Genomic DNA, 13,017 nt, shown 5'->3' on the forward strand with positions numbered 1-13,017 from the left:
TTACCAGCCACACGCAGTTAGCTATCCGCCGCTGAAGTGACAGTTTCACCTTTTATCTGCTGTTCCGCGCCATGTTTGCCCTCCGCGAAGAAGGTCAGCAGACTATTGCTGATTACAGTGAATCTTTGCCCTGCCCTCTCTGCCTGACATTGCCTATAACCTCCCCTTGCTGATTACAGTGAACATCAGACTGGTCATCGTCGGCAGACTGAACGCTACTGATTACAGTGAACGTTTTGCTTTGTGCTGGCTGAGCCACGAAGCGACTCTTCCCTCTGGATGCAGATATCTGCAGGTTGCACAATTCTGATCTGGCGCGCCATCCAGCCGATCGTTACCGGCATTGTGATTAGGCTGCTGCTGATTACAGTGAATGTTTTCCGCTTATCTTCCTGTGCCTGCTGTTTTTCCCTCTTGTCTGTCATTGCAATGATGCACTGCTTACCCTTAAGCGGTTCACTCATTACAGTGAACGTTGTGCTGATTACAGTGAATGTTCCGGTTCTGAGCGCGCGATATCGTTCCGCTCTGCAGCAATAGTGTGATGAAGCTCACTATAACCCGTGCTGTTACATAAAAACGCAGATTATGTTGAGAAGATAATTTATTGCCTCATGTGCAGGATTTCTGTATAAAGTCGTAAATCCTACATATCTGGAGCAACTATGGCTAACGACGACAAGCAGGTGATGAAGGTTGCACAGCGTTCAGAACGCATGCTGCTCAGCCTCACCGAGCAGATTCAGGCGCAGAAGCAGGAACTGCATGAAAATACCTATTATCAGGTCTATGCCAAGGCGGCGTTAGCCAAGTTGCCTAAACTGACCCGAGCCAGCGTCGATTATGCCGTTAATGAGATGGAAGAGAGTGGCTATCAGTTTGATAAACGCGCCGCAGGGACGTCTGTTAAGTACGCCATGTCGATCCAGAATATTATCGATATTTATCATCATCGTGGCGTGCCAAAGTATCGCGACCGCCATGGTGAAGCCTACACCCTCTTTGTCGGCAATCTGAAGGGCGGCGTTTCCAAAACCGTTTCTACCGTCTCCCTGGCGCACGCGCTGCGCGCCCACCCCCATCTGCTGTTTGAAGACTTGCGTATCCTGGTTATTGATCTTGATCCGCAGTCCTCAGCCACGATGTTTCTGAACCATGAGCGCTCAGTGGGGCTGGTGGAGGCGACGGCTGCACAGGCGATGCTGCAGAATGTCTCACGGGATGAGCTGGTTAATGAATTTATCGTTCCTTCAATCATTCCCGGTGTAGATGTGCTGCCAGCCTCGATTGACGATGCCTTTATCGCTTCGCGCTGGGATGAGCTCTGCGCTGAGCATCTGCCACAGCAGAACGTTCACGCCGTGCTGTATGACAACGTAATCGCTAAGCTGAAAAAAGATTATGACTTTATCTTTGTCGACAGCGGGCCGCATCTGGATGCGTTTCTCAAGAACGCCATCGCAGCTTCTGACCTGCTGATGACGCCGGTTCCTCCGGCCCAGGTTGACTTCCACTCAACGCTTAAGTATCTGACTCGCCTGCCAGAGCTGATCGCGATTATTGAAGATTCCGGCGCAACCTGCCGCTTACAGGGCAACATCGGCTTTATGTCCAAGCTCTCAAATAAAGCAGACCACAAACTCTGCCACAGCCTGGCAAAAGAGATTTTTGGTGGCGATATGCTAGATGCAGCCCTTCCCCGCCTGGATGGTTTTGAACGTTGTGGTGAATCCTTTGATACGGTCATTTCCGCGAACCCGTCGACCTACGTTGGCAGCAGCGAAGCCCTGAAAAATGCGCGCTCCGCCGCAGAGGATTTTGCAAAAGCCGTTTTCGACCGTATCGAATTTATTCGCCTGAACTGAGGTTTGTATGAGCGCAAAAAGAATCACGATTGGCAGAACCTTCAGCCAGACGCCACTGGAAAATGATGCACCTGACAGCCAGCAAAGTCAGACTTTCGTGCTGGCTACCGGCAAGCGCGCGCAGTTTCGTTTTGAACGCATTGCCGCAGGCGATGTTGAAAGCAAAACCTTTGTCACGATGGAAACCAACGGACGCGATCAGGCAGGACTGACACCTGATTCCCTGCGTGACATTATCCGCACCATCAAACTGCAGCAGTTTTTCCCTGCGATTGGTGTGATGCGTGACGGACGCATTGAGATCCTTGACGGCTCACGTCGCCGTGCCGCTGCGCTTTACTGCAAGACTGGCTTAGATGTCCTGATAACCGAATCGCCTGTCACCGCCGATGAGGCGCGCAGACTGGCGCAGGATATTCAGACGGCCCGGGAGCATAACCTGCGTGAAGTGGGAATGCGGCTGCTGACGCTGAAGGATGGCGGATTATCCCAAAAAGAGATTGCCGAAAATCAGGGGCTGTCTCAGGCAAAAGTCACGCGTGCGCTTCAGGCTGCCAGCGTCCCTGCCGATCTGATTTCCCTATTCCCTAATCAGGCTGAACTCACTTATCCGGACTATAAAGCGTTATTACAGGCAGCGGAAAAGCTGAACGAGTCAGGACAAAGCACAGAGGCGCTGATTGAAGCCATCTCGATGGAAATTGATGTGGTGTGCGCCCGCGAAGGTCTGGCGGAGGATGAGATTAAAAATCACATCCTGCGACTGATTCGTCAGGGGAGCCAGACGCTGATCAAGGAACCGGAGAAAGATAAAACGCACTCTGTGGCGCTCTGGTCATTTGCTGACAAAGATCGCTTTGCCCGCAAAAAGGTGCGTGGCCGGATGTTCAGCTATGAGTTTAACCGGCAGTCGAAAGAGCTGCAGGAAGAACTGGATAAAGTCATCGCCGAGACGCTAAAAAAATATCTCAATCGCTGAGTTCATGCTTTTCTCATCAGCCAGCCTTCGGGGCTGGCTTTTTTTTATTGTTATCCCTGCATACACCGTCTGACAGACGACTTAAAGCCGAATTTCAGGCTGAAATCGCCATGATTTCAGCGTGTGGATAATGATTAACCTGTTGAATAACATGTGTTTATTCATGAAAATTCTGCTTTCAGCCGTCATGAAATCGCCACGTCATCAGCCCCTTTGACGCGCGCTTCGTTGCCGCCCGGTTTACGCTGAGAGCATAACCTCGCCTTTCTCTGCTTTACCTTCTTATTGCGCTGGATCGTGCCTCCTGGTCAGCGTAACGGCATACTGCTGTCACTAAGGTGCTTCATTAGTGACCAGCCCGGCCTGACTGATTTTAAGTCGTCGTGCCTTAGCTCAGAATTATCCAGCGCCGCCAGGCGGACTTTCAGTTAAAGTGCGCTTGTCTGCGTGATGATTCTGGCCTTAACCCGTTGTATTTAATCTTTATGTACTGAGAATTTCAGCCTGAAATCGCCATTTGCGCTACTACCCCGTCACCAGCATGGTGTTTACAAATGAACAGAAAGGAGGAGAAACGAAGCCTGTCTGCTTCATAGACGGGTGAAGGTCAGCCAGTATGAAAAGATACTCAGAAAATATCCCTCAGTTATCCACAGAAAAAGTGGATAACTTTTCTCTCCGCCAATAAGCCCGCTACTGTTTACAGTGAATCGGGAAGTCATCGGTTCCGGGTACTGCACCGACAGACTTTACGCCCTGCTTCCCACGGCTGTCCCTTTGCACTTACCGCCACACTTCGCCCCTGGCCACTGGCATCGATAAGGTAGCGCAATCATCCAATCTGGTCATAACGATAGTGCGTCGATATTCCACCTGCGCTGTCCACTGCAATCAGTAAAAGGCCGTTCAGGTGTCATCCCGGGTTGTCAGGATAAGATCGGAAAATGCACATTTCTGCCAGCCAGCTGACGCGGTATCCGCCGGACAGCATCACCTTGAGCGATGTCATCACACCGGCAGAGGGTTAGTCAGTCAGCGCGACTATCACGCTGATTAACCTGTTTAAAAGTCACGCTTTATAAAAAGTGCTTTGCAAGAGCTAACTCCAGAATACCGTCTACACTTCTTTACACAATTGGTGCGAATGTTCCATTTCTGGTCCGTATGAAATTTAATCAGGCGGGCCGCTTAACTTTTATGACAGGGATATGATGAGTATTAATACTTCAGACTCGGGTGATACGGGCGACCACGCGCCTGCCGATACGGTTCGCCAGCGTATTTTTCTGGTGGTGCTGGTGGCGACGATGGGTGCGCTGGCTTTTGGTTACGACACCGGCATTATCTCAGGTGCATTGCCTTATATGACGTCCCCGCCTGCTCAGGGCGGGCTGGGGCTTAATTCCTTCACTGAAGGACTGGTCGCCTCTTCGCTGGTGTTCGGGGCCGCGATCGGTTCTTTCCTCAGTGGTTTCTTCTCTGACCGCTTTGGTCGCCGTATTACGTTACGTTCACTGGCGGTGATTTTCGTGCTGGGTTCTCTGGGAACTGCGCTGGCACCTTCGGTCAACGTCATGGTGGCAATGCGCTTCCTGCTGGGGATCGCTGTCGGCGGTGGCTCGTCGACTGTGCCGGTGTTTATCGCCGAGATTGCCGGGCCGCGCCTGCGTGCGCCACTGGTCAGCCGTAACGAGCTGATGATTGTTACCGGGCAGCTGGTCGCCTACGTTGCCAGTACGCTGCTGAGCTATCTGCTGCATGATGAGCACCTGTGGCGCTATATGCTGGCGATTGCGATGGTGCCGGGGCTTCTGCTGTTTATCGGCACCTTTTTTGTGCCTGCATCGCCACATTGGCTGGTGGCGGAAGGTCGACTGAAAGAGGCGAAAAAGATCCTGAAGTACCTGCGCGAGACACCGCGTGAGGTGCGCCATGAGATGGCGCAAATGAAGAAGCAGGCGAGGGCGGCAGAGCGGGGTCCGGATGCAAAAACCCTGATCCGTGAGAAATGGGTCATCCGGCTGATGATCATTGGCGTCGGTCTGGGCTTTGTCGCGCAGTTCACCGGCGTCAACGGGTTTATGTACTACACGCCTATTATCCTGAAGTCGACCGGTCTGGGCACCAGTGCCTCGATCGCTGCCACCATCGGTAATGGCGTGGTATCGGTACTGGCCACCTTTGTCGGCATCTGGGCTATCAGTCGCTTCCCGCGTCGCACCATGCTGATCACCGGTCTTTGCCTGGTTGTCACCGCGCAGATTCTGCTGGGCAGCGTGCTGACCTTTATGAGCACCAGCCTGATGCAGAGCTATCTGGCGCTGGCCTGTATTCTGCTGTTCCTGTTCTGCATGCAGATGTGCATCTCGCCGGTCTACTGGCTGATGATGTCGGAGCTGTTCCCGATGCAGCTGCGCGGCGTCCTGACGGGCGGTGCAGTGTCACTTCAGTGGATTTTCAACGCGGTGGTCGCGTTTGGCTTCCCACCGATCATGGAATATGCCGGCAGCACCACCTTCTTTATCTTTGCCGCGATTAACGTCGGATCGCTTATCTTCGTGATGGCGATGGTGCCGGAAACGCGCGGAAAGAGTCTGGAAGAGATCGAATCGCACATGAAAGAGAAGTTTGGCGAAAAGCAGAAAGCCGCTGAAGCCTGATAATTCCACTCCCGGATTCGGCACACGCGCCGAATCCGGTTTTCCTCTCCGCATTCCCCTCAATCTGCCTTTTTCTTCCTCCGGCTGATGCGTCGTCAGAACAAACGTTCACTGTAATCAGCATAGAGGTGTGGTCTGTTTTTATACCGCTCTGGCGATTTCAGGCTGAAATCGCCAGAAAACAACGCATTACACTCCCGGTAGTTATTACAGAAACGGTAGTCAGATGAAGCATGACCGCAGACAAAGATTGCCTGAGGCGCTGCGCTATACTCCCTTGTCATCTGCTCTGCATACCAACCCTAAGGGGTTCACCGTGCGGAGGGCTCAGAAAACGCTGCTGTTCTGGCTCGCTTTTATTCAGAGAGTCTCAGGCGCTGAACGGGCCGTTCACTCATACTCCCGGCCATCACAGTAACGGCAATGTGCCGTTCGCAGGGTTCGCTGTACATTCTGATTTTTCTGGAAAGGAACTATGACCCGGAAGCTGAAAACCATTTCCCGCAGGCTATGGCATGTCATCCTGGTGGCTGGGGGGCTGATACTTCTGTTACTGATTTTTCGTATCTATGAAGCAGAACGCGGACCTGAGCTACAGCGCTGGCATACCTGGGTTCCGCATGAGCTGACCGTTGAAGCGCTCGATAAGGCGAGCTATGCCGACTATCTCAGGGCAGAGAACCGGCTGTTCGATGAGATGAAGCAACAGGTCATTGATCGGCTCAGCGATGATGAGAAAACCCCGCTCAACCGCTACTCTGCCGACAGCATGATCTATCCGGGCCATTTTGCTCAGGACTGGAACCGCTCCTATATTCTGCACCCGACCGGCAAACCCCGTGGAAGCGTTGTCCTGTTGCATGGGCTGACCGACAGTCCCTATAGCCTGCGGCACGTTGCAGAAGTGTATCGTCAGCAGGGCTATGTGGCGGTCGCGATAAGGTTACCGGGTCACGGGACGGTGCCCGCAGGGCTGACCGATGTTGACTGGCAGGACTGGATGGCTGCGACACGTCTGGCGGTAAGAGAAGCGACGCGGCTGGCAGGCAAGCAGACGCCTCTGCATCTGGTGGGATTCTCAAACGGCGGGGCGCTGGCCGTAAAATATGCCCTCGACAGCCAGAATGATCCCACGCTGCGTCAGCCGCAGCAGCTGATTCTGTTATCGCCGATGATCGGCGTAACCCGTTTTGCCCGCTTCGCGGGCATGGCCGGTCTGCCCGCTGTGTTGCCGGCCTTTTCGAAAACGGCCTGGCTGAACATCGTGCCGGAGTTTAACCCGTTTAAATATAACTCCTTCCCGATACACGCAGCCCGCCAGACCTGGCTGCTGACGCAGGCGCTGCAGAAGGAGATTCAGCAGCATGCCCGTAACCAGCGACTGTCAGATTTCCCGCCGGTGCTGACCTTTCAGTCCGTGATGGACTCGACGGTGAGTACGCCTTCGGTCATCCGATCGCTCTATCACTATCTGCCGGAAAATGGCAGTCAGCTGGTGCTGTTTGATATCAATCAGGCGGTCAGCGTCAGTCCGTTATTCCGCCGCTCCTCCTACACCGCGGTCAGTCAGCTGTTGCCAGAGGCGCGTCGGGATTACGCCACGACCCTCATCACCAACGCATCACCCACCTCGCTCAAAATGGTGACCCGAAGCGTGCCTGCGGGAGAGACTAAGGAGAAGAGGGCGCCGCTGGCGATCGACTATCCTGCCGGCCTCTACTCTCTGTCACATGTCGCTATTCCGTTTCCGGCGGAGGATGGGCTGTATGGCAGTGCGCCTGAAAGGAAAAATGAATTCGGCATCAGTTTTGGCACGCTGTCGCTGCGCGGTGAGAGTGCCGTGCTGATCGTGGGGCTGGACTCGATTATGCGTGCGACCTCTAACCCGTTCTATCCCTACATGATCGCGCGCATTACGCATCACATTGACTGCAGTGACAGGCCCCCACTGGCAGCCTGCCTCAGTGACTTCTGAATGCAGCATCACAACCGGCCTGCAGCGTGCAGGCCGGGATTTATAGTGTGTTCAGTTTTGCCATCACCTCGTCTGACAGCACCAGGCTGCGGCTGGCGAGGTTCTCCTGCAGATGCGCGGGGGAGGAGGTGCCCGGTATCAGCAGAATATTGGGCGAACGTCGCAGCAGCCAGGCCAGGGCGACCTGCATAGGGGTGGCGTTCAGGAACGCAGCCACCTCATTAAGTTGCTCCGACTGCAGGGGAGAAAAACCGCCCAGCGGGAAGAAAGGCACCCAGGCGATGCCTTGCTGAGCAAGCTGATCCACCAGCTCATCATCCTGCCGATGCGCGAGGTTATACATGTTCTGTACGCAGACAATCGGCGTCATCGCCCTGGCCTCTGCGATCTGCGTAGCCGTGACATTACTCAGACCGATGTGGCGAATCAGCCCGCGCGCCTGCAACGCCAGCAGTGCCTCCAGTTGAGGGGCCAGAGAGCCCTCTTTGGGTTTAGCCGGATGCAGCATGCTGCGCAGATTCACCACCTCAAGAACGTCCAGGCCCAGGTGGCGGAGATTATCTTCTACGGCCTGGGTCAGCGCCTCCGGCTCCATCGCCGCCTGCCAGCCGCCTCTGGCATCACGACGAGCCCCCACTTTGGTGACAATACAGAGATCTTCCGGATAGGGATGGAGCGCCTTCCTGATTAATTTGTTGGTTTCGTGCGGACCATAAAAATCGCTGGTGTCGATATGGTTGACGCCAGCTTCAATGGCGTCACGTAAAACCTGTATCGCGCGCGCTTCATCTTTAACCGGGCCAAACACGCCAGGCCCGGCCAGTTGCATAGCGCCATAGCCAAGACGGTTAACTTCGCGATCGCCTAACTTGAAAGTCATGGTGGTATCTGACATCAAAACCTCCTGCGTGGATGTCGATTAAGTGTAATGGTGATTCAGCGATCCGGCAGGTGTTCAGCTATACCAGCTGAGACCCTGTGGCACCCGCGAAAAACCGGCGTGGCGTAAAGCGTTAAGCAGGGGAGACTGGGTTACCGGTTTGCCATCTGCCCGCTCCAGCGTAAACATGGCGGAGTTTTCCCGTTGCAGCGCCGCACCCAGCGCCGCCACCGCCGCCTGTTGCCGTGCGGGATCGTCGGTAAAGGTCAGTAACTCTTTACCGCCGGGGGTCAGGTAGAGCAGCAGTGCGCCGCCGGCAATCACCACGCGTCCGCCCGGACGACGGGTGGGGCGTGTACCGCTGCCATGAACCGGCCAGCTCAGCATCGCGCCAAACGGATTAGCCGGATCGGGTGCCGCCAGTACGACGGCGTCAGCCTCAGCGACCGGGTTCTCTGCCAGCTTGCGCAGTCGTTCAATCGTCTGCTGATCGGCAAACTGTGCACCGCCCGCACCGTCGACAAAACGTCCGCGTAACAGCCGGCCGGCATCTTCCATACTGCGCAACACCGGCTGCAGAGCCGGAAACCCTCCCGGGACCTGTTCAGCGACCGCGCTGCCGCGGGTGATCACGCCATAGCGGTCAAGCAGGTTCTCCGCCAGCGACAGGGCCAGTCGGGCAGGCGCAACCGGCTGACGCGGGAGCCGCGACCAGCGTCCGGCCAGAGTGTTGACCGCCGGTCTGCGTGCCGTCAGCGCGCCAGGTGTAAAGCGCTGGCCAAAACGCGTGCGCAGGGTACGTGCCGGACGCGCACGGGATGCACCGGGTGTCGTGAGCAGGCCCCGCACCGCAATCCAGCTGTCTGCGGTGACATAACCCTGCCACACCAGTTGCCACAGCGCCTCACAGAGGCTGTCAGACGGCAACTCTGCCTCCCCCTGCTGCGCCATGATCTCATGAACAAACCAGGCGCCACCCCGGCTGAGTGCGTCAATAACCTGCTGCTGCAGCGGCGTGACAGGCTGGGTGGTGTCAATGACCGGCAGCGTCTCCGCGGCACATTCCGTCAGGTGCAGCGAGATCAGCCCATCGTTGTGGCCCAGCGCCTTATGACCACACCAGATCACCTCGCCACGGCTGAGCAGTTCATCAAGCATGGCGGGTTGATAGTCGGCCACTCTGGCGCGCAGGATCTGCGACTCCCAGAGCGAGGCGGGTAACGGCACGCCGGCGAGCTGCTCAATGACCCGCAACACGCCCTCGGCACCCTGCTGCTCCTGACGCCGTTCATTCAGCACGCCGTGGCGCTCCAGCAACAGAGTGACCCAGACAGCGGGCGGAACAGGGCGCGTGGCTTCACGTGCTGATTGCAGTGAACGCAGTCGCAGTCGCGAGAAGATATCGGCGGCGACCCACGCCGATTCCGATTCGCCTGCTGCCGATCCCATATTCAGCAGACTGCCCTGCTGAAGCAGGGTCAGCAGTACCTCATTCACCACGGCGACACCCAGACCATAGCGGGCTGCCAGTGACCGGGCGGTGAACAGCGTATGGGTACGTACATACTGGCCGATCAGATCATGCAGCGGGGCGGCGGGTGATAACAGAAATGTCGCTGGCAGGTCATCAGGTAACGCTACCGCCAGCGCATCGCGCAGCCGGGCAGCATCTTCAATGACAGCCCAGCGATCTTCACCCGCGATGATGACCGGAATGATACGCCGCGCAGCCGCAAACTGCGTTAACGCCCCGGTGACCTGCTGTGCATCCCCGCTGAAGCGTGCTCGTATCTCCGTTACGGAGAGCGGACCGAGATCGCGCAGCAGATCGATGAGGCCTTCGGCGTGCTGTGCCTGATAGCGGGGATCACGGCGCTGTAACATCTGTTCAACCCCGGCGACGACAGCGGGTTCCAGCAGGTCACGCTTGAGGGTCTGGCCAAGCAGTTCACCCAGCAGGTTGCTGTCGAGTGACAGCAGAGAGGCACGACGTTCCGCCTGAGGGGCATCGCTGGCATAGATAAATTCAGCGACATAACCGAACAGCAGCGGAGCGGCGAAAGGGGAGGGCTGTCCGGTGGTGACTTCGCTGAACTGCACCTCGCCCTGCGCAATCTGCTCCATTAATTGGTGCAGGGCAGGCAGGTCATAAACATCCTGCAGACATTCGCGTGCGGTCTCGATCAGGATCGGAAAGTCATCATGCGCGCTGGCAACCGCCAGCAACTGACAGGCGCGCAGCCGCTGCTGCCAGAGCGGGGAACGCTTGCCCGGATTGCGCCTGGGCAGCAGCAGCGCGCGCGAGGCACACTCACGAAAGCGGGCGGCGAACAGCGCAGAGTGACCCACACTCTCCGTAACGATCTGCGTGAGCCTGTCACTCCCGAAGACAAAGAGTTCCGCGCCCGGTGGCTCCTCCTCGCTGGCGGGGAAGCGGGCGACGATGCCATCATCGCTGGCCGCCACAGAGGCATCTATGCCCATCCGGTGCTCAATACGTGCAGCAATGGCCAGTGCCCAGGGAGCATTGACCCGCTTTCCCCACGGCGAATGGAGAATGACCCGCCAGTCACCCAGTTCGTCACGGCAGCGTTCAATCAGCAGCGTCCGGTCGTCCGGGATGACGCCGGTTGCGGTGCGTTGATCCGCCAGCAGGGCCAGCAGATTGGTCACTGCATGGGGATTCAGGCCCAGCGACAGCAGCTGTTTCTCCGCCTCAGCCGGGGAGACGTTATTCAGCTGGCGCAGAAACAGCCCGAGGCTGGCTCCGGCATCGGCCGACCGGCCAACCCCTTCTCCCCGCCAGAAGGGCAAACGAGCCTGACGGCCCGGAGCAGGCACCACCACCACCTGGTCGTGTGTGATCTGCTGAATCCGCCAGGAGGAGGCGCCCAGGGTGATGATGTCATTGATGCGCGACTCATACACCATCTCTTCATCCAGCTCCCCGACGCGACGCGAGCCAGCCTGCTCTTCGCCTTCCGGCAGCATCACGCTGAACATGCCGCGATCGGGAATGGTGCCGCCACTGGTCACGGCCAGATGCTGAGCGCCGGGACGCGCGCTCAGCAGACCGCTCTCACGATCCCAGATCAGCTGTGGCCGTAGCTGCGCAAAACCATCCGAGGGATATTTCCCGGCCAGCATATCCAGTGTGGCGTCAAACAGGCGGCGCGACAGCCCGCGAAACGGGTCGGCCCGGCAGACGAGGCTGTACCATGCCTCGGCCTGAAGGGAGTCCATGGCAACGGCTGCCAGCGTCTGCTGCGCCAGAATATCCAGCGGATTAAGGGGCGGGCTAAGCGCATCGAGCTGGCCGGCACGCATCGACTGTAAGGTAACAGCGGCATCCAGCAGATCGTGTCGCGTCCGGGGAAACAGGATGCCGGTTGACATGCCGCCAACCTGATGTCCGGCTCGCCCCACGCGCTGCAGAGCGCTGGCGACCGAGAGCGGAGCGCCTACCTGAATCACCAGATCCACCGGCCCCATATCGATGCCAAGTTCAAGACTGGAGGTGGCGACCACGCAGCGCAGGCTGCCCTGCTTGAGTGCGGATTCGATCCCGGCGCGCTGCTCTTTGGAAACGGAACCGTGATGCGAGCGGGCGATAGGGTCAGCACGGCTGTCGCTGCTTGCGGTATCCGGATCTTCCGCCGCCTGCCTTTCAAAAAAACGCGCATTGAGACGGGCAGTGAGTTTTTCAGCCAGCCCTCGCGAATTGACAAACACCAGCGTGGCGCGGTGGGCCATCACCTGCTGCAGAATGCGTGCTTCGATATGCGGCCAGATCGATCCGCTGGCTGACGGCGTTTCGCCGCTCAGGTCGCTGTCACTGGCGATGTCCGTCATATCCGGCACCGGCACTTCGATAGTCAGGTGCAGGGTGCGATCGGAGGAGGGGTTAACCACCTGGACGGGCTGGCTGCCTCCCAGGAATGCAGCGATACGCTCAACCGGCCGCACCGTGGCGGAGAGTCCCACGCGCTGAGCGGGCCGCGGCAGCAGTGCATCCAGCCGCTCCAGACTCAGGGCGAGCTGAGAGCCGCGCTTCGAACCCGCTACAGCATGCACTTCATCAACAATAACCGTGGTGACACCCTGCAGCGTCGTGCGCGCTTTTGAGGTCAGCATCAGAAACAGCGATTCAGGGGTGGTGATCAGAATATCGGGTGGGCGGCGCAGCAGCCGGGCACGCTCTGCAGCCGGCGTATCGCCGGAACGCATTCCGACAGTCAGGGTGATCGCGGGCTCATCCAGCGCCTGCCGCTCAGCACAGACACCGGCAAGCGGAAGCGTCAGGTTGCGCTGCACATCCGCCGCCAGCGCTTTGACCGGCGAAATGTAGAGCACGCGGGTCGTGGTTTCCCGTGAGGGTGCGGGCTGCTCTGCCCGGATCTGAAACAGCGCATCAATGGCGGTCAGAAAGGCGGCCAGCGTTTTTCCTGAGCCGGTAGGGGCAATCACCAGCGCATGCGCTCCGCTGGCGATGGCCTGCCATGCCGCCTGCTGTACCGGGGTCGGGGCTTTAAAGGCGGCAGAAAACCAGCGCCGGGTAGCAAGGGAAAAGCGGTCCAGGACCGGAACGGATTGGAATTTCGGCATCATTCTCACGGCATCGCACAGCAACTGCACCAGTCATTAATGCGTTGAGTGTA

The 13,017-nt window shown here is 57.5% G+C and carries 6 protein-coding genes; 4 read left to right on the top strand and 2 right to left on the bottom strand.

The features are described 5' to 3' along the window. The first annotated feature begins 665 nt into the window (after positions 1-665). The 4 genes from HFD97_RS08160 to HFD97_RS08175 all read left to right on the top strand — a co-directional run bounded on the left by HFD97_RS08160 (position 666) and on the right by HFD97_RS08175 (position 7,479). The gene (locus HFD97_RS08160; RefSeq protein WP_009092746.1) at positions 666-1,865 is read left to right on the top strand and encodes an AAA family ATPase; all 1,200 of its coding nucleotides are present in this window, start codon (positions 666-668) and stop codon (positions 1,863-1,865) included. Positions 1,866-1,872: 7 nt separating this feature from the next. Beyond that, entirely contained in the window at positions 1,873-2,844 is a 972-nt protein-coding gene (locus HFD97_RS08165) for a ParB family protein (RefSeq protein ID WP_167431749.1), read from the top strand. 1,211 nt (positions 2,845-4,055) lie between these two features. Then, positions 4,056-5,504 carry a sugar porter family MFS transporter gene (locus tag HFD97_RS08170; protein ID WP_009092748.1) on the top strand — a complete coding sequence of 483 codons (1,449 nt, stop codon included), beginning with the start codon at positions 4,056-4,058 and terminating at the stop codon, positions 5,502-5,504. A 475-nt stretch (positions 5,505-5,979) separates the two neighbouring features. Next, positions 5,980-7,479 carry a carboxylesterase gene (locus HFD97_RS08175; protein WP_167431750.1) on the top strand — a complete coding sequence of 500 codons (1,500 nt, stop codon included), beginning with the start codon at positions 5,980-5,982 and terminating at the stop codon, positions 7,477-7,479. A 40-nt stretch (positions 7,480-7,519) separates the two neighbouring features. On the opposite strand, the gene HFD97_RS08180 is transcribed toward HFD97_RS08175, so the two are convergent. Further along, positions 7,520-8,374: an aldo/keto reductase family oxidoreductase gene (locus HFD97_RS08180; protein WP_167431751.1), complete on the bottom strand. Its 855-nt coding sequence runs from the start codon at positions 8,372-8,374 to the stop codon at positions 7,520-7,522. A gap of 60 nt (positions 8,375-8,434) precedes the next feature. Beyond that, positions 8,435-12,964 (bottom strand): ATP-dependent helicase, encoded by a 4,530-nt coding sequence (locus HFD97_RS08185; RefSeq protein WP_185155345.1) that lies wholly within the window; start codon positions 12,962-12,964, stop codon positions 8,435-8,437. Positions 12,965-13,017 lie beyond the last annotated feature (53 nt).

Source organism: Pantoea sp. EKM103V (assembly GCF_011800365.1).
Taxonomy (GTDB): domain Bacteria; phylum Pseudomonadota; class Gammaproteobacteria; order Enterobacterales; family Enterobacteriaceae; genus Pantoea; species Pantoea anthophila.